Annotated in this window: 5 protein-coding genes; all 5 read right to left on the bottom strand. The window is 40.7% G+C overall.

All coding sequences use genetic code 11. From position 1 onward, the window contains the following. Nucleotides 1-100 precede the first annotated feature (100 nt). A complete protein-coding gene (locus EV146_RS12980) occupies nt 101-8,323 on the bottom strand; it encodes a non-ribosomal peptide synthetase (protein ID WP_158287096.1) in 8,223 nt (2,740 codons plus the stop codon). 91 nt (nt 8,324-8,414) lie between these two features. Then, nucleotides 8,415-18,554, bottom strand: coding sequence for a non-ribosomal peptide synthetase (locus EV146_RS12975; protein ID WP_132006756.1), 10,140 nt, complete (start codon nt 18,552-18,554; stop codon nt 8,415-8,417). A gap of 25 nt (nt 18,555-18,579) precedes the next feature. Then, nucleotides 18,580-19,305 carry a thioesterase II family protein gene (locus EV146_RS12970; RefSeq protein WP_132006753.1) on the bottom strand — a complete coding sequence of 242 codons (726 nt, stop codon included), beginning with the start codon at nt 19,303-19,305 and terminating at the stop codon, nt 18,580-18,582. Between the two features lie 67 nt (nt 19,306-19,372). After that, on the bottom strand, nt 19,373-20,179 hold the full coding sequence (locus EV146_RS12965) for an ABC transporter permease subunit (protein WP_132006750.1): 807 nt from the start codon (nt 20,177-20,179) through the stop codon (nt 19,373-19,375). Continuing rightward, a complete protein-coding gene (locus EV146_RS12960) occupies nt 20,176-21,066 on the bottom strand; it encodes an ABC transporter ATP-binding protein (RefSeq protein WP_132006747.1) in 891 nt (296 codons plus the stop codon). The genes EV146_RS12965 and EV146_RS12960 overlap by 4 nt, the downstream gene beginning before the upstream one ends. Nucleotides 21,067-21,130: the final 64 nt, after the last annotated feature.

Below are 21,130 nucleotides of genomic sequence, written 5' to 3'. Positions count from 1 at the left end.
ATTAAATCATATGAAAAAAGAGACATAATTAAATGACAATGTTCCTGCATCCTATGCAGGCTTTGGAAATTGTATTTAATTATGTCTTTTGGGTCTATTATTATATTTTTACTTTTTGAGGCATGAATCCACTAATGTGTTCTGCGAGTCTTTGAACATGAGGCGCCCTCATCATGGTCACATGATTGCCAGGAACCTCAATATACTTTACCTTCTCAAGTGAATATTTCTCCCATTCTGTAAATCTTTCTTCAATCTCTTCTGGATGATCTGTTGTCTTCATGACAATGATTGGAACAGGCTGTTTCGTTTCGTCCAATTCCAGTACTCTTGACATCATGACATTATGAAGCTGCAGCTGAAGATATTTATCTAAGTAATCACCTGTTAAAAAGTCATTCACTTTCTCATCTTTCTTTGCCGCTTCAATGATCACCTTTTTTGCAGATTCATAGCTCAAACCATTCAGTTGTTCCTGGGGAATTCCTACCATATTGCCCATCCCCAGGGCCAGTAACAACATTTTTAATTCTTCTTCACTGACATCTTCATTATCAGCCCCTTCAATTAACTGGAGGGAAGGAGTGGTGTCTAAAATGATTAAGCCCTTTGGGGGACGTCCTTGTTTTATCAGTTCCTGGCAAAGTCCGAACGCTATATGGCCCCCTAAGGAATGCCCGCCTAAAAAGTCGACTCCAGGTCTATACGTTCCTTCAATGGATTTCATAAAAAACGCGACCAACTCTTCATAACTTAAATATTGTGGTTCTTCGTCCTCATACAAACCAGGGGCTTGCAGTCCGTATACCGGGCAATCCAGCTCCTTGGCAAGATGGATGTACCCCATGATTGTTCCGCCTGCTGGAGGTGCAAGAATCAAACCTGCTTCCTGGTTTGTACTGGAATTTAGCGGGATTAAATAATCTCCATGTTCTCTTTCCCCAGCAACTGTGGATTCCTCAGTGTTTTCAATCATTTCAGCTAATGCCCATGGAGTCTGGAACATAAATACCATTTTTGGATCAACAACATATCCCTTTTCTCTTAGCTTGGAGACTAATTTAATACTAAGCAGTGAATCTCCGCCTAACTCAAAGAAAGAATCATATACACTGACTTTTGCTGCACCCAGGACATCTTGGTATACTTCAACAATTTTTCTTTCCATTTCATTTCTTGGTGCCTCAAAGCCTTCATTTGCATCCTCCAAATACTGCGGCTCTGGCAATGCCTTATAATCGATTTTGCCGCTGTTAAGCAGCGGGAATTTGCTCATGACCGTTATGGCGGCAGGAATCATATAATCTGGCAGCAGCTGTTTCAGATGTTTTTTTACTGCTGCATTCGTCACTTGATCCCCAACAACGTATGCAACAAGACTTTTATGGCCATTTGAATCCTTTCTGACAAAAACGGCAGATTCCTTTACACCTTCGCAGGCCAGGATTGTGTTCATAATCTCATCGCATTCAATCCTGTAACCCCGAATCTTAACTTGATGGTCAGCCCGGCCCACATACTCAATAGATCCTTCTTTATTCCATTTCACGATATCTCCCGTACGGTACAGGGTGCTGCCTGGAGCAAGAGGATGAGTGATGAATTTTTCGGCTGTCTGGGAAACATCATTCATATACCCCCTGGCTACACCGTCACCGCCAGCATACAGTTCGCCAGGCACACCTATTGGGCAGATATTTTGATCTTTGTCAAATATGAAAACAAGCGTATTATTTATTGGCGTTCCAATTGGAATCGATTGCCCGTATTCCTTATCAATTTTAAAAGTGGTCGTAAACGTTGTATTCTCTGTTGGACCATACCCGTTAATCAAGGTTAATTCTGGACATTCCTTCCTGACAGCATTAACATGCTTTACGGATAAGGCATCTCCGCCGACGACCAGGGATTTTAGACTGCGGAACATAGATGGATCCTCTTGAGACAATTGATTAAATAACGGCGAGCTGAGCCACATGGTGGTAATTTCATTGCTTGTAATGGCCTGCTCGAGTTGCTCTGCATCTAAAATAATATGGTCATCAACGATAAACAAGGTTAGGCCATTCAATAAGGAACCCCAGATTTCAAATGTAGAAGCATCAAATGTTAATGCACCTGTTTGCAGGATTTTGTCATCTTCATCAAAGGCAATAAAATTTGTATTCTTCACTAGCCTCACAATATTTTTATGCTCGACCATCACCCCTTTTGGCTGCCCTGTTGAACCGGATGTAAAAAGGACATAGGCTAGATCACTCGTTCCATTTGCCTTTGGGGGATTTTCCTCTACAAGATTCCGCAACTCTTCATCCAGATGTAATTGTAGAACCTCAACAGGCAGCAAAGAACCATCATACTCTGATTTTGTCAGTATGACCTCTGCGTTAGAAGATTCTATCATGTAATGGATTCGTTCCCTTGGATATTTTGGATCGATAGGGAGATAGGCAAACCCTGCTTTTAATATCCCTATAATGCCAGCAATTGCCTCAATCGAACGATCAATGAAAATCCCTGCCACTTTGCTCTTCCCTGTATGGGATTCTCTTAATTTTTTCGCAATGGCATTTGCCCTTTGATTTAAATCAGCATACGAAATCTCCTGTCCATTACAGTTAATGGCAGGTTTTTGTGGATGGAGTATCACTTGCTCTTCAAATAGTTCCTGGACCGTTTTATCACTTGGATATGGAACGGATGTTTGATTAAAGTTCCTGGCAAAGTACTCTAATTCTTCCTTGTCCTGCATGACGATCTCATTGATTTTAATGGCAGGGGACTCGGTTATAGCACCAAGGATATTTTTAAAATAACCCATCCAACGGTTCATTGTCTCCCTTGTAAATAAATCGGTATTGTATTCAAAATAAATCGATAACGCATGATCACGCTCAAATACATGAAGTGTCAAGTCAAATTTGGATACTTTCTGCTCTTTAATCAATTCTTGAATCTGCAAGTCTCCTAATTTTAAATCAAGCGGTACGTTTAATAATCCCATCATAACCTGGAAAATAGGTGTCCTGCTCATATCCCGTTCAGGATTTACATCTTCCACTAATTTATCAAAAGGATAATCCTGATGTTCATATCCCTCAAGTGTTGTTTGCTTAACCCTTTCCAGCAAGCTTGTGAATGTTTCTTCCGATTTAAGGAACGTGCGGAATGGAAGTGTATTGACAAACATTCCCACCAGCTTTTCAGCTGCTTTGTGATTTCTTCCGGCAATCGGAGAGCCAACAATGATGTCTTTAGTTCCTGTTAATTTATACAAAAATACTTTATAGGCCGCTAGTAAGGTCATAAACAGAGAGGTCCCTTGTTTTTTACAAATTTTATTCAATTCTTTTGTAAGGTCTGCGTTTATCTTTAGTTGTTTTGTATCGCCATTATAGGTTCTCATTGCTGGTCTTGGATGGTCCAATGGCAATTCGATGACCGGAAGTTCGCCTTTAAGCTGATTCATCCAGTATTGACGATTCCCGCTATTGTTGTCTGCTTCTTTATTATGCCAGGAAATATAATCGGTTATTTTACAGTCGACCGGCTGCAGCTCAGGTGTTTTCCCTTGTAAATAGGCTTCATAAATATTGCTTAGCTCCTGGATAAGGACTCCCAGAGACCAGCCATCCGAAATGATATGATGCTGGGCAATTAATAGCAGATGCTGATACTCCTCCAGCTTAACAACTGTAGCCACCATGAGCGGCCCTTCCTCCAGGCTATACTTCCTTTCAGCTTCGCTTAGAGTAAGCTCTTCTACTGCCCTTTCCTTTGCTATTTGATCCAGCTCGGATAAATCTGCATAATAGCAGGTAATCACACCATCCTTGTTGATTTTTTGTACTGGAGTTTCATTTACCATTGTGAAAGTGGTACGCAATGACTCATGCCGGTCCACAAGTATCTGTAAACTCTTCTCAAGCAAATCACTTTTTAGATTTCCTTTGAGCTTCCATGTTCCGATAATATTATAATTGTGGCTTTCGGAATCCATGGTTGTCAGGAAATAAACCCTCTTCTGCGCATGTGATAGTTCATAATACTCTTGTTCCGGCAGCTTTGGAATCTCAATCAATTGCGTCTCATTTTCCCTATTGGAATCTATCACTCCTGCAATTTTAGCAACCGTAGGATATTGGAAGATAACTTGAACAGGCAGCTTTACCTGAAACTCACTTTGTATTCTTGAAAGAACTTGCGTCGCTTTAAGAGAATGGCCTCCCAGCTCAAAAAAGCTGTCATTTTTTTTCACCATATGAACCTTCAGGATTTCTTTAAAGATTTTCGCTACTATTGTCTCTGTTTCCGATAACTCTTCATCCTTTTCCATTAGAGAAGCGCTGTTGCCTGCTGCGGAATTAAGCCTGGTGTAATCAACGGATCCTGTTCCATACAAAGGCATGTCTGCCAGCTTGACCAATCTGATATCCTCTGCTGCACCCAGTGAAGTTAATTTCTCTTTGATCATCTCTGAGTTAAACTCCGCCTCAGCACTTGTATAATAAACGGTTGGCATTAATTCAAGATTACGGTCAAATTCCGATATGCTTCGGATATGCGGGTTGTTGCCATCCAGCCCCACAAATAAAGCAGTCCTCTTAAGACTTAGCCCAAGCAATAAGGAATTCAGGCCTTGTTTGGCTGAAATGGTCATGAATCCTTTACTGGCAGCAGCCTGATTTGCTGTGTTATTCTGACTCATTCCGATGTCATCCCACATGCTCCAGGAGAAACAGAATGTATTCGGATATCCATTTTGCGAACGGTAGGCACTAAAATGGTCTACAAAACTATTTGCTGCTGAATAAGCACTAAATGTTGATGCCCCAAAGAAGCCATTAACAGAGGAAAAGAGGATAAATGCTGCTTCAGGATCGTCTTTGATTGCTTCATGGATGGCTAATGTACCATGAACTTTTGCTTTGAACATATTTTCATAGGCAGCCGTGGTTTCTGTTTTGATCCAATGATGATCGGAGTTCTTCCAATGATCTTCCAGATTTCCTTCCCCAGCTAAATGGAACACACCGGATAATGGGATTCCCCACTTCATTTCGCCTTTTTCTATGGACGCTTTAATAAATTCAGGATCTGTTATGTCACCATGCGTATAAATGAACTCTGCCTGATTGGCCGCTAATTCCCGGCAGGCTTTTAAACGATCCGCGACAACCCCCTCAGCATGGGAACTAGCTTCATAGTCCTCATATGGCAGGACGGTTCTCCCAACGATGATAAATTTCAATCCAAATTTATGAGACAGTTCCTTGATTACCTCAACACCGATTCCGCCCAGACCACCAGTGATCAGATATAGTCCTTCACTCTGTAAAGCAGTATCCGTTTGCGTCTCATCTTGAATAGTTAAAGGTGATAATAGTGGAATATATCTTTTATGATTCCGGTAGATTACCTCCGGAGCCATGGTCTGGCTAGTCAGCTCATCAATCAAAGGAATCGTCATGCTGTGGTGATCAAAATCGATATGGCAACAATTTAGCCAGGAGTTCTCGAGGGCGGCACTTTTAATAAAGCCTGGTATCACGGCATCTGCGAAATTTAAAGATGTGTCCTTTTCCCAATTCTGACTATTTTTTGTCAGAACATACAGATTCATATTTTTAGAATGTAAATGACTTGATGCCTGAATGAGGTATAATAGTGTATAGATCCCTTTTTGGTAAAAAGCGTTTATCTCAGTGTTTGACAGAATACCCCCATCATATCCTGAATTGGCACTAACAAGAAGATCTGTTGGAAGATCGCCTTTCCTTATCTCTCCCATCAGCCATAAATAGTCCGTTTTTTCACTGCGGTCAATGACGTAGGTCTGTTCATCTATCTTTTTCTTGCTTTCTCCAGAAAGAACAGTGATAACCGTACCTCCCTGCGCAGCAATCTCTTTGGCTATTCCTCTTGTGGCTTCTTCTTCAAAGAATAAAAATGTGCGTGATGTTAAATCTAAAGCATTCTTTTCAGGCTTCCTGCAGCTCCATTTCTTCTCAAAAAACCAATTCGGAATCGTTCGTTCGTTTTTCTCAAATAAATCCACTTGCTTTAACGGTTCAAGAAACTTTCCTTCCATGAATTGGTTCACAAGCTTTGACCGCTGGATTTTGCCAATATTGGTTTTGGGGATATCCTCTTTTGTCACCGGCAAAATATAGTCCACGCTCAACCCTAGAGAATCACTGATTTTTTTCCTCACCTGTTTTATTTGGGCAAAAATCTCTGTTTGATTGCTTAATTCTGATGCATAAAATATGGCGATTTTGTCGGTGTCACTTTCATTCTCCCTGATCGCACAAGCCGCAGCATAGGATAAGGCTACTCCTTCAACTTCTTCTACAAGGCTCTCAATTTCAACATTGCTGTAATTTACTCCATTAATAATTAAAAGATCTTTGATTCGTCCTGTAATCGTCAGCGAACCATTATAAATAAATCCCTGGTCCCCCGTCTGGAACCAGCCGTCTTCCGTAAATGCTTTTTCATTTTCCGCCTGATTTTGATAATACCCAAGAGTAATCGTTTTCCCTTTGATCTGGATGCTGCCAATGACTCCTTCTCGAACCAGCTCATTATTACTGTCTACAATTCTTATATCGACACCAGGTATCGTTCTGCCCAGTTCAGTAAAAGTGAGTCCCTCAATGGCTTCGCTTACTTGACTGACTTTCCCGGTTAAAAAAGCAGTATCAAGCACTCGTATGCCAGTATGGGGCTCTGCCGTAAAAGTATTGGAGTAAACGACACCTGAGCATGTTTCTGACATGCCCCAAGTTGGGAACATGGAGCTGCCTGCCAATCCAAATTTATGAAGCTTCGTCAAGAACTTTTTACAGCTTTTGGCATTGATGGCTTCCCCAGCGTTAAGGATGAATCTCATAGTAGATAAATCCCATGTTCTGCCGTGTGACTGCTCCACCCGATCCACCACTAAGGAATAGGCAAAGTTCGGTGCCCACGTTAAGGTCGCTTTATAAGAATCGATTAAGTCCAGCCAGCGCAGAGGTTCCGTTAAGATATAGTTCGTGTCCACCTGTATTTGCGTACACCCTAAATAAACTTCTTTAATGTGGAACATAACGATTCCGCCAACATGTTCTAAGGGCATCCAGTTGACCGATATATCCTCTGATGTAAACCTGTTTAAAGCAGTGGTTCCCCTTTCACGCGCAATGATGGTTTGATGGCTTTGCATAACTCCTTTTGGCATGCCGGTGCTGCCTGATGTATATAAAATAATCGCGAGATCATCCGGGGAAGACGGATAAATTTCTTCGCTAGGGGCATAGCTTTTTACATCGCTGATGGACATAATCCTGTTTCTTTCCAATGTTGCTTGAAATAAGGTCTCAACCTCTGAAAGTCTTGGATTATTTGTAAGTATGAAAGGATTTCCCAGTGATTTCAGGATGTTTTTCAGTGTGTTTGCATCATTGGATGAATCAGCAAACGACTTCGGTACAGTGACAGGGACGGGAACAAAGCCTCCCAGTATGCAGCCCCAGAAAGCACTGACAAAATCACGGTTATCTTCCAGCTGAAACACGACTTTATCCTTCGGTCTTACTCCATGATCAACCAAACCTGAAAGGACTGATTTAGCCTCAGTTAATAGCTCCGGGTACGCCAGAAAACTTTTTGTTCCTTCTGTATCTATGAAAAAGACCCCATGATTTCTATGGTTTTGCGCTGCTCTTTCAATTACTTCAACAAGTGTTGTTGGTTCATCCCCACCCGCTGCCTGCTCACCTCCGCGGATGATAGCTAGTGGAGCAGAAGACTCTTCTAATTGAAGTTCCCCTTGATCAGTTTGTTCGTTCTTTACAGGCAAGGACTGTTTCTTTCCAGTTTTTTCCAGGAGCCCCAAATCACTCGTATGAATGTATTCAAGATCCTTGACAGCTTCTTCGTTTACAATTGCTGCATGCTCGATTCCCGGAATGGACCGGATTTCTTTTTCCCATATGTCTATCTCTTTTAGATCACTGATTTGATATTGTTTAAGCAGTTCCTTATCTACCTGGCCATCCTCTGTTACCGGGAGTGCTGGAAGCTGGATAAAACCTGTCGGAAGCATGTGTTCTTCGATATTGAGCTCTGAACAAAGATGACGGAAATCAAGCTTTTGTTCTGCCGTAATAAAGGCCGTTAGCTGCAAACTGCCGTAATCTGGCTGCTTCGCAACAATCGCACACTGTTTCACGGCAGGATGCTGATTTATTCCTTTTTCGATTTGAGTCAGATCTACTCTTCGGCCATTGATTCGAACCAGATTCGATACTCTGCCTCTGCCTTTTAAATAACTCATTCGTAACCTCCAAATATAAGAAATGAATGGTGACCCACAAGCTGGGAGCCAGGCTAAGCCGGCCATCGCTTGTGAGTCTTCATCCTTTTTTTTAAGTCAATTCGATGATTCTAATTGAACCGTCCTTTTCCCATAAGCCAAGGTCTCCCGTTTTATATAACTTCTTCCCTTGTGATTGTGAGAAAGGATCTTCTATGCAGTTTTCTTCCATCCACTCGGCCCAGCTGCCGCAATCTCTATAAATATCATCGCTGTAAAGATATATTTCACCAATAATTCCAACAGGCACAGGGCGGCATTGTTCATCCAGTATATAAATCTCTGTCTCTCTCTCTGGAAGATTAATGCCATGGTAGATCTCTGCTTGATCCTCATATAGAACTTCCACCTTGGCTGTTTTTGAAAAATCGTCCAGAATCATCGTTCTTTCGGCATCTGTCAGTATCGAAATGTCATGTATCGTTTGCTCATACTTAGCGATTAATTCCAGAAGAGTACTTTGAAAATAAAGGAATAATCTTTCAATAAAGTCCTGACTCCAGAGGCCCTGGTTATAATAGACTTCAAAAAGGATCGATTTATCCCTAGGTGCCGCCTCTAAAATAAGATTATAGTTGATATCAACAGTCCCTTGGATTCCACTCAAGACCACATTCCGGTCCGGATTCCTCATTTCTGGATCAACCGGGTAATTTTGATAGATTAACAGCGATTTGAACAGAGGCTGCCCAAACGGAATTTCACTCACTTCCTGAATATCAGGCAAAAGAGTATATTCATATTCCTTAATATCCAAGGTCGTTTCCTGCAGTGATGACAATAAGTCCTTGACCATTCTTTCAGGCTGCAATTCCACTCTTAACGGGAGGGAGTTGATAAAAATGCCAACCATTCTTTCGACATCTTCAATTGAGTGTGGCCGGCCAGAGACTGTACATCCATACACAATATCTTCCATGCCCGTATATCGCCCAAGAAGAATCCCCCAGGCAGCTTGAAGCAATGTATTTAATGTATGTTGTTCCTTTTTCGTAAATTCCGTAATAACAGAAGTTACTTCTTCAGGTATCGTAAAGGTTGTCTTAATAATATCCCGTCCGTTGCCAGACTCTTCTTCAGTTACTCCAGGCAATGGGGTTGCATCTTTGAAACCTTTTAAATAAGAACTCCAAAAGTCCTGCGCTTTTTCCTTATCCTGAGCCAAATACCATTCAATATAGTCTTTATATGCTGGAACCGCTGGCAGATGGAATTCTTGCTTTTTTGTCAATTGATCGTATATATCTAATAACTCGCTCAATAAAATAAAGACACTCCAGCCATCCAAAGCAATATGGTGGAAATTCCAAATCAATTGGCTCTTCTCCGATTGATCGGATACAATCATAATCCTTAGAGGCGCCTCTTGATTTAAATGGAAAGGTTTCTTTAAGAAGTCTTGTATGAGTATTTCTTTTTCCGCGTGTGCTTTGTAACTGGCAAATTCAACCAGACCTTCTGCATTTTGCTGTACAATCTGGATTGGAGACTGCACGCCTTCCCATGCATACGTAGTCCGAAGAATAGGATGCCTCTCAATCACATGCTTCCAAGCCCTATTCATCAGCTTCTGATCGATTTTTCCTTCTAATGTGACGAAAATTCTGCCGTTGTACGAAGATGTTTCATCATCAGCCAGTGCATGGTAAAGCATGCCTTGTTGCATAGGAGATAATGGGTATACATCTTCGGTCGTTTTTGGCAGCTGATCCAATAGCTCCTGTCCTAACCCGACAAGCGGAAAATCTGACGCAGTAAATCCTTTATTCACTGGATCTAGACAGTGATCCACAATTTCGATCAGCTCTTGTTCAAAGGCAGCAATGAATGTTTTTATTTTCGGGTTGTTTGTTAACTCCCGGTTCAGTGAAATGTCAGCTTCCAGTCGACCATCTATCACCATACTGTTTATCTCGACAGCATAGGCTCTTTTTGCTGCAGGGCTATGAAAATCACCAGTGGACGGATGGGCTAACAAAACCTTACCTTCTGAACTGTTAGAATCCATTTGACCCAGATAATTGAATAAAATTTGTGGAGCTTTATATGCACCACCTTCTAACTCATTTCGCTTACGCAAATAGTTAAGGATGCCAAAGCCGATGCCTTTCGCAGGAATGCTTCGTATCGTTTCTTTAACAAGCTTGATTTGGTCGCCAATTGAAGCATCAGCCGCCCCCTTTATGACCAGTGGAAATGCACTTGTAAACCAGCCAACAGTCCTTGTTAAATCTAACCCTTCAACAATGTTTTCTCTCCCATGCCCTTCAAGCATGAGTGATAATGACTGATTGCCAGTACTTATCTTTGCAGCACGGTACAGAGCCGCAAGAAGCAAATCATTCATCTCCGTATTGTAGGCAGAATTTGCTGTCCTCATTATTTTGTTGGTATACGTTTCACTCAATACAATCTTTATTGATTCTGCTTCACCTTCAGTTCCTGATTCGCCAGGAATTTCAGATAGAAAAGGGCTTTGTTCCTCAATGATTGAATTCCAATAAGTCAATTCTTCTTTTATTTCGTCTGACTCAGCATACTGATACTGTGCTTCAGCCCACTCCTTGTAGGATGTCGTCTTACTAGGAAGAACCGGTGTGTTCCCCTGTGCTAAATGATTCAATGACAGTTCCAGATCCTCTCCAATGATCCTCCATGATACTCCATCCATAACTAAATGGTGGGCAGCAAGAAATAGCTTTTGCGAACCATCATTGCATTGGAACAGCAATGGTTTTAGCAACAAACCTTCCTCTAGTTTTAGTGACCTTTGTGCATTAGATGAGATCTCCAAAATCATTGATTCCTGTTCCGAATCACTTAAGCCCGAACAATCTATGACATTTAATTGTATATCTTCCACAATTCCTGCATTGGTCTGTGTCCAGTGATCTTCATCTTGAGAGAAGGTCAGCCTAAGCGCATCATGATGATTGACTATGGCAATGAGGGCCTGTTTAAACACTTCCAATGTATAGCTCTGTTTAAAACAAATTAACGCAGGTAAGTTCCAATGATTGGTTTCCGAAAAATTCTGTTCAAAGAACCATTTTTGAATTGGTGTCAGCCGCACCTCACCTTTAACGGCACTTTGAGAAACAACGGGAACCGATTTTGTTTTTACGATTTTCTTTGATAGTTGGGCAATCGTTTTATTCACGTATACAAGCTTGGGTTCAAGCTGATACCCTTGTTTGCGCAACCGGGAGATCATCTGAATGACAGCGATAGAGTCACCGCCCAGCTTAAAGAAATCATCCGTTCTTCCAATCTGTTTTACTCCTAATAAATCCTGCCAGATTGAGGCCATCTCCGATTCCATTTCACCGACAGGTTCACTATAATCGTTACTGTCATTGATGAGGCTTAAATTTGGAATCGGCAAGCTCTTCCGGTCAATTTTTCCGCTGTTATTCGTTGGTAAAACGTCCATGACCATAAAATAATTGGGAATCATATATTCTGGCAAAAGATCGTTCAAGTATGTGACCCAATCAATATTTTCCTTCGTTCTTAAAACGATATAGGCTGCAAGGCGTTTTAGGCCCTTGCTATCACTTATTGCAGATACTACACAATCCTTGACCAGCTCATTTTGCTTAATGGCCGATTCAATCTCACCCAGTTCAATCCTTATTCCTCTTATTTTCACCTGATGGTCAATCCGGCCTAAATACTCTATTGTGCCGTTTTGACTCCATCTTGCTAAATCTCCTGTACGGTACATTTTTTCTCCGGGAGAATATGGATTATCAACAAACTTTTCGTTTGTCAGTTCCGTATTATTCAAATATCCTCGGGCGATTCCAGCTCCGCCAATGCATAACTCACCGACCACCCCGATAGGCTGCAGCTGATTGCTGGGATTAACAATATACGTTTTAATATTTTTCATTGGAGTGCCGATAGGGATTGTCGTTTGGATTTCGCTTCTTTTCAGCGAATGATGGGTTGCATAAATAGTCGATTCCGTCGGCCCATAGATATTTTCTAACTGCACACGTTCTGTTAACTGGAAAAACTGTTTTACTAATTCAACAGGCAATGCTTCCCCTGCAACAAAGACATATTTCAATTTATTTAATACAGTAATCTCCTGATCCTGGAGCGTATTAATAAAAGCACTCAGCATGGATGGCACAAAATTTATATGCGTAATGTTGTCAATGGCATTCAATATGGCCAGTGGTTCTTTTTCTGCTCCTTGTTCAAGTATCACCAGCCTGCCGCCTGAGTGAAACCAGCCAAATAATTCAGCAACTGATACATCAAAAGTGATTGGAGTCTTTAACAGATAAGCATCATTTTCCTCTAACGGATATTTTTCCTGAAGATCAATAATGATATTAAGGACGCTTGAATGTTCAACCATAACTCCTTTAGGATTTCCCGTAGAGCCTGAAGTATAAATAACATAGGCTAATTGGTTTGGATTTATGTTTATGGCTGGACTTTCCCCATCACCTGTATATATTTTACTGTCGTCAAGGTCGATGATGGAAACATCCGAAGCAATCTGCTGGCTGAACTTCCTTTGGGCCATCACTCTTTTGGCCTGGCTGTTTTCAAGCATATAGCTGATTCTTTCTATTGGAAAATTGGGGTCAATTGGCATATAGGCTCCGCCAGCTTTAAGTACAGCCAAAATTCCAATCACCATCTCAAAAGATCGTTCAGACATAATTCCGATGATTTCTTCTTGTTCAATCCCCTGATTCTGTAATAAGCGAGCCAAATTATTTGACTGCTCATTTACTTCCCGATACGTCATCTCCTTGCCCTTATAGACTAAAGCGCACTTTTCTGGGTATGTTGCAGCACAATTCTCAAAATGGTGAATGATGGTTTCTCGTCTGAGAAAATCACTTTCATGCTCTTCCGACGACCAGTTTGCAAGGCTGCCTCTTTCCTTTTCCGTTACAATTGGATATTCATCTACTCTGTTTTCTGAAGATTCAACCGCTCCTGTAAGGATGTTTTTATAATGCTCTAACAACCTTATTATTGTGGCTTCCTCGAATAAGTCTGTATTAAATTCCAATATGACTTTCAGTTCATTTTGGATTTCAAAGATTTGCATCGACAAATCGAACTTAGATGTCTCGTTGTAATAAATACTTACGTCCATCTCAAGCTCATCCGTTGAAACTGGTTTGATAGGCGCATTTTGTACCACAAACATGGTCTGGAACAGTGGGTGCCTGCCTGGATCCCTTTCAATCCCGGCTTCATCCAGCAATTGTTCGAACTGGACATCCTGGTTTGCCTGAGCTTCTAATACAGTTGTCTTTACCTGGCTCAGGAATTTGCGGAATGTTCCTTCGCAGTTGAATTTTAATGGCAAGGTATTGGTAAAGAATCCAATCAAGGGTTCTACCTCTACTCGATTTCGGTTGGCAAAAAGGGACCCTACGATCATTTCTTCCTGATTCGAATATCGTTTTAGAAGTGCAGCAAAACCCGCGAGCAGTACCATGTAGATGGTTGATTCTTCTTTATTCGCCAACTGCCTAATTTTTTGGGTTAAATTCTTGTCAAGCATCATAGTCTCTATTTTCCCGCTATAGGTCTGGATTGCAGGCCTTGGTTTATCTGTTGGTAAATCCAGTATTGGCAGCGAGCCTGATAATTGTTCTCTCCAGTAGGATAATTGTTTAAGATAATCCTCACTCTTAACCCATTCCGCTTGCCACAGTGAGTAGTCTGCATACTGAATTTCAAGGACGCCCGTAGCTTGATATGCATGACCATGTGAATGATAGAGCTTGGAGAATTCGTCTACAAAGACTCCAATTGACCAGCCATCTGAAACAATATGATGAATTGTAACAATCAGCTTCCATTCATCCTCATCGATTTTTAACAAATTAAAACGGCAAACTGGTCCTTCAACAAGGTCAAAAGGCTTCATGGACTCTTCTCTTATGAAAGAATCAATAACCTCATCATTAGGTTCTTTCCTTTCAATGAGAAAATCTTTTACCTGGAGAGCGATGGACGCTTCCTTATGAATGATCTGGCTCGGCTGTTCGTTAATCACATCAAATGTTGTTCGTAGTGTTTCATGTCGGTATACTATACTAGTAAGGGATTTTTCTATTCTTTCTCCATTAACAGCACCTTTTAGATCAATAATGACAGTGTTATTGTAAAAGGGATTATTCGGTTCCAATTCATACAAAAACCATTGGCGTTTTTGCGAAGAAGACATTGGAACGATTTCCCCATATTCCCTGGAGGGTATTTTTGTGCGAATATTTGTTCGTTCAAGCTGAATGCATTCATCGATCAGGTCTGATAAATCCGATAATTTCGGTTTATAAAATAAGTCCTCTAGCTCCAGTTTAATTCCAACCTCATTTTGAATGGCTGAAAGAAGCTGTGTTGCTTGCAGCGAGTTCCCACCCAGATCAAAAAAGCTGTCATGTATGGATATCTTTTTTGAATCCAATATTCTTTTCCAGCATTCGACAAGGACAAGGTCAAGTTGATTTCTCGGTGCACAATCCCTTATGTCTTCAGACTTATGAAGCTCCAATAAGGCTTTTTTATCGACCTCTCCGTAAGAATTTAAAGGAAGTTCGTCCTTTCTCTCCAGCTCGATAGGGAAATCCAATAGATCAAGCGAGGCCGCAGCAGTTTCCCTACAGGCTTTTAAGGTTTGTTCTAGCTGATCTTGTTCAAGGTCCATTTGAAGGTATACTTTCCATTTATAGTTTGGCTCGATATTCGATTGGCTTAGTTCTTGAATCTCTTTTTTAGCCCCGTTCAGGCCAACATAAAGAGTAGGCTCACCGAGTTTAAGACCCGCTAAAAAGGAGTAAAGGCCCTTCCGTTCCTCAATCGGAGTATAGCCTCTATGTTGCAGCACTTCCTTGATCATTAATCCTTTTCCCATCCCTAAGTCATCCCATAGGCTCCAGGAGAAGCAATAAGCGTTTAAATAAGGGAACTGATTCTGATATATGGCAAAAGTCTCATTAAATTGATTTGCCGAGCAATAAGCACCCACTGTCATCCCCGATGTGATCGTTCTTGCTGATGAAGTTGAGATAAAAACAGCTTCTTTCTTCTCCTTAAGAATCTGGTGCAATACCCATGTTCCATATACTTTGGCTTCGTACATTTCTTCCAGCAGCTCATGTGTTTGATCCAGTAAAAGACATTCCTGGATAATCCCCGCCAAATGGATGACTCCATCCAATTCCTTATCCAATGACCCCTCATAATCGGTTATCAGTTTACTTAAATGGTCATTATCTGTCAGGTCGGCAGTTTCGTAAAAAACCTGTCCTCCAAAGCTCTCCTGCTTTTTTAAGTCTTCAAAGATTTTTGTTTTTTGTGACTGTTCCTTGCCGTTTCCTGTACACAATGGTGTTCTTCCAATGATTAGAATATTCGCCTGGTACCTCTTGAGAAGATGTTCACACACAATTTTCCCGATACCGCCCAGTCCTCCGGTAACCAGATAAAATCCATGGGTCTTCAAAGGAGTGGTACGATTCCTTCCAGAAAGGAGATCAACTTTTTTTATCGCCGGAATCATACGCTGTTTGTTTCGATAGGCTAAAACACTGTGTTGGTCGCGAATGCTGGCTTCTTGTTTTAAATAGTTGTAAACATACTCTTTATCCTCTTCGTTTAAATCAATTTGTTTACAAGTAATATGGGGCAACTCATGAGGAATCGTTTTGATAAATCCCGTGATCGTTGACGTTTCAAATGAAATCTGTTCATTTTCATATACCGGCACGGCATTTTTTGTAACTACATAGAGGTCCATCTTGTCATGAACATGCTTGTTCAGCGCCTGTATTAAAAACAGCAGACTGTAGCTGGAATTGAATTGGGATTCTTTCAGCTCGTGAAGATTGCCTATTTCCTTATGACCCGTTTCTATATTCCATAAATGTATAATCTGATCAATTTTCTCACGGTCTTCTAGGACAGAATCAAGCAGTTTTTGGTAATCCTCTTGATGATGGGAGTTGATTTCATAATGCTGGGCATCAATTCTTCTAAATTGGTTTCCCTTTTTCACATATACCGCTTTGTGTTCCCTATTTTCTTCATGTTCTTCTTGCCATTCTGTAAATACGATGGTATTCGCAGTTAAAACCATTTTCTCCTTTCCTATTGGTGGAGAATCACATATGGTCCAGTCAGTTTTATAGATCCAATCAGGGAATGTATAATCGTTTTCCAACAGGAGATCGATTTCCCTGGTAATTGCTTGATATTCCTTTGCTTTATACCTTTGAATAAGGTCATTTCTTTGGATCTTCCCACTATTTGTTTTTGGAAATATTTCTTTCGAAAGTGGGATAATAATTTTGGGATTCAAACCAAACTTTCTGCTCAATGCTTGTTTTATCGTTTGAATAAGGGGCATTATATTCTTTGCGTGGTGGCGATCGGGCACAAAGAATATAGCTAACTGATCAACTCCTTGTTCATCTGGAATCGCACAGGCTGCAGCAAATGTAACTTCAATGCCTTCAATTTCCTCTACCACAGCTTCAATATCATAATTGTAGTAGTTGTTTCCGTTCATGATGATGACATCTTTGGCACGGCCAGTGACGGTTAATCTTCCAGCCATTAAAAACCCTAGATCACCTGTATCAAACCAGCCATCCTCTGTAAAAACTTCTTTATTTGCTTCCTCATTCTTGTAGTAGCCATTCATGACACTCGGACTTTTTACTTGTAATCTGCCAATGATCCCTTCATTAAGGATCTGGTTATCACGATCTGTAATTCTTAAACGTACTCCAGGAAGCGGTTCGCCAGATTCTGTAAATACAACTTGATTCACATCATCACCGGATACGCGCCTGACAACTCCACTTAAAGAACGCTTATCGATCATATTTAGTCCAGAGATTGAATCCCTGGAGAGGTTCTTTGACTCAACGATTCCAGATGAAGTCTCTGACATTCCATAGGCTGGGACAATCGCATTGCCCGGGAGATGAAATGGCTCCAACAGAGTGAGAAACTGTTGAGCAACCTTTGCCACAACCGCCTCTCCGCCATTTAATAGATAGTTCATTGAAGACAGATCCCATGATTTCTCTCCGGCTTCTGCTATCGCATCATTCAGCATGGAGAAGGCAAAGTTAGGCGCCCAGGTAATCGTAGCTCGGTACCGATCAATCCAATCCAGCCAGGTAAGGGGCTTTTGAATAATATGGTCTATATGACCAAGTATCTGATTGCAGCCTAAATAAACGTCTCTTACATGGAACATAACGATTCCACCGACATGATCCAGAGGCATCCAGTTCAAAGAAATATCTTCATGATTGAACCTATTTTTAACAGAAGTAGCGATCGTTCTCCAAATAATTGACTTATTACGGTGTTGAACACATTTCGGTATCCCTGTACTGCCGGAAGTCAATAGATTTAACACGAAGCTCTCATCTGTTGCTTCAAACCAGTCATGATTTGCAGGACTCTCGCTAAGCCGTTGAAAGGTTTCGATCCTGAGAGATGGCTCATTCCAAAGCTCTTCAAGCATGCCAAGCTTTTCTTCAAGGTCAAGCTCTGTTAAAATCAACGGTTTAGAGAGAAGCTTCCATGAATTATAAAGCTTATTGATGACTGCATTCATTTCCGTATAAATCGGTGCGACAGCCACCGGAGTCGGTAAAAACCCGCCCAAAATACAGGCCCAAAACGATGTTACGAACTTTTTATTATCCTTAAATTGAAAAACGACAGGGTCACCAGGTTTCAGTCCCAGTTTCTGAAGGCCGGCAAGTACCTTTTCAGCCTCCTGCAGAAGATCTTTATAACTTTGAAATCCTTCCGAGCCATCTGTATAAACGTAGGTGATTCCATGATCACCGTATTGTTTTGCAGCATTCCTCAGAATTTCCTGCAATGTAGCAGGCTGGCCGGGTTGAATAACTAGATCTCCCCCGTAGGAGACAGCAGGTTTCCTTACCTGATGCTGACAGACATCATTTATTGATTCAGGAATTGGTTCTCCTCCTTTAACTGAGATCTCTTCGTATGTACTAAAATTTTCTTCTGGAAGAATATCATCAACATGTAAAGGTGCCATTGTGATTTCATCTTCAACAAGAATCACCCCCGCTTTTTCTACGAAAGGCAATGTCTTGATTGTATCTTCCAATTCTTTTATCATCTGTTGATAATTCTCATCATTGTACTTTTTCATTTCCACACCTCTTTTACTTTTCGGTCTATACGAGGGATTTAACCTCGGCTTTTTCTAAAGTGGATTGAATTTGTTCTAATACAACGTCTAGTTGATTTTCAATAAAAAAGTGGCCCCCATCAACATTCACAATTTCACATGGATGATTTGTATATGATTTCCACTCATTCACATTGGCCTCTGTTGTATAATCCTCGGTGCCATTCAATATTGTAATCGGGCAGTGGAGTTTGACATGGTTGTGCTTGTATACATAATTTTCTACAAGATGGAAATCAGATCGGATGATCGGCAAAAATAAATTGACCAGTTCCTGGTTTTCCAGAAACTCTGCTGTAACACCGTTATATTTCTTTAACTCCTCCAGAAATTGATTGGCTGGAAGGTTACTGATCTTTATTTTTTTTGTTTCAAACAGGTTAATATGCGGGGCTTCCCTGCCTGAAAAAAACATATGGACCGGCAGGGCATTTTTATTTAGAGCTAATTTGACATACAATTCATAGGCAAGCAATGCCCCCATGCTGTGGCCAAAAATCGCATATGGCTGGCCTTCATGCATGTTTTTAAGAATAAAGTCATAAAGATCATCCACTGCTGCCTGAAAATCTTTATATAAAGGTTCTCCAAATCTGTCTCCGCGGCCCGAAAGTTCCAATGGCACAATGTCAATATTGCCCCCTAACCTCCCTTTCCATTTGGAGTAGACCGTTGCGGAACCACCTGCAAATGGAATACAGAACAGTTTCATCCTTTTCCCTCCTTCTTTTCTCTTGTTCGGAAAGTCATCTGCTCATGCTGGGTTCAAAAAATCAGCCCTATAAAGTTAGATCTCTTCTTTTAAATAAAGAGGCACTTAGAATAAAGAGGACAATTGCTACAATGCTGAGGATCATACTAGTACTCAATACGTTATAATCCCCTTGTGAAATTTTCTGCGGCTGGTAAAGAGAGAAAATGGTAAAATATTTTAACCAGTCAATCTCTTCAGACAATTTACTGGCCAAATCCAGAGAGTAAAAAAGGATAGTGATTCCAAAGCTCGCCCCCATTGCCAGTTTCTCCTCATTAAAGAGACAGGAGAATAAAAAGGAATACGCGCTGATAACCAGGAAAATTAGCATCACGATCAAATTCATTTGGGTAAAAATCGACATATCAAAACCATTTTTATCTGTAAACGAGAGAACACCCAAGTACCCGCCAAAATACGTGAAGAGATTGACAACGAACAAACCTGTTATCAGCACCATTGCCTGGGTGTTAATCACTTGTACACGCGAAACCGGCGAGGAAAGAAGATAAGCCATTGATCCCCGATCGACAAACCGGCTGACCAGCTGGATAGCAGTTAAGATGGCATACGCCATAAGAATATAAAGATAGAGTGAATTATAGAAATTCATGGCCATATAGTCATTCACATTACTTAAATTCCCCTGTATGCCAAAAGCAACTTGAACACTCTCAGGCAATCCCTTCAACACATCATTCAACTGTTGAGACTCTGCAAACATTGGGAAAGTCATAACGAGCAAATATAAATATAAAAAAACGCTGCATGAATAGGTAATAAGAAGTTTGCTATGACTTTTCATCATGGCTTTATATAATGCAAGATTCATAGGTGCTCCTCCTTGTCGTTATAATATTTCATGAAAATATCCTCAAGACGCTGTTTTGGTACATCAAACTTTTTAATCTTATACCTTGATAAATATTTAAATATTTCATTTACATCCCGATCAACAGAAATAGTCGCTTTATTCCCCTCATGATTGCTGATGGCAAGATCCGAATTCATGAGACTATGAACATCTTCCTGATTTTGAAACTCAACCTCATAGATATTCTTGGCCATCTCTTCCCTTAAAGTATGTACATCCTGAGTTTTTATCAGCTTTCCGTGTCGAATAATCGCAATGATATCTGCCGTGTCTTCTAATTCACTGAAAATATGGGATGAAATTAGGATGGTTTTGCCTTTTTTCTTTTCTTCGTGAAGCAAATCAACGAATTCCCGCTGCATAAGCGGATCAAGTCCAGAACTAGGCTCATCAAGGATGATCACTTCAGGATCATGCATAAATGCACTTATAATAGCAAGCTTTTGCTTCATTCCTTTTGACATTTTCCTTACTGGGGTTTTAATGTCCAAATCAAATCTTGCTATTAACTCATTTCGTTTTTCATTTGATTTAGTACCTCGCATACCGGACATTAAATTCAAAAAATCTACTGCACTCATTCCTTCAACGAAAGCAATTTCACCAGGAATATATCCCAGTTGCCCGTGAATTTTTTCTGATTCGCTCCAGCAGTCAAACCCGTTAATTTTTGCCTGGCCCTTCTGGGGTTTAACATATCCCAGCAAATGCCTGATGGTTGTCGATTTTCCTGCTCCATTTGGCCCAAGATACCCAAATATCTGTCCTTTTTCCACTTTAAAATCCACATCGAACAAGCCTTTTTTGTTTGAAAATTCCTTCGTGAGATTATTTACCTCAATCAACTTGCTTCCTCCTTTACCAATAATTTCATATGAAAATTTTTCCTCTATTTCCACACAATTAACA

The sequence above is a fragment of the Mesobacillus foraminis genome (assembly GCF_004340465.1).
Classification (GTDB): Bacteria; Bacillota; Bacilli; order Bacillales; family Cytobacillaceae; genus Mesobacillus_B; species Mesobacillus_B foraminis.
This window is presented reverse-complemented; position numbering and strand designations above follow the sequence as displayed.

Coding starts and splice junctions, on each gene's coding strand:
- EV146_RS12980 (WP_158287096.1), bottom strand. CDS start 8,323: ATGAGTTATTTAAAAGGCAGAGGCAGAGTATCGAATCTGGTTCGAATC.
- EV146_RS12975 (WP_132006756.1), bottom strand. CDS start 18,554: ATGAAAAAGTACAATGATGAGAATTATCAACAGATGATAAAAGAATTG.
- EV146_RS12970 (WP_132006753.1), bottom strand. CDS start 19,305: ATGAAACTGTTCTGTATTCCATTTGCAGGTGGTTCCGCAACGGTCTAC.
- EV146_RS12965 (WP_132006750.1), bottom strand. CDS start 20,179: ATGAATCTTGCATTATATAAAGCCATGATGAAAAGTCATAGCAAACTT.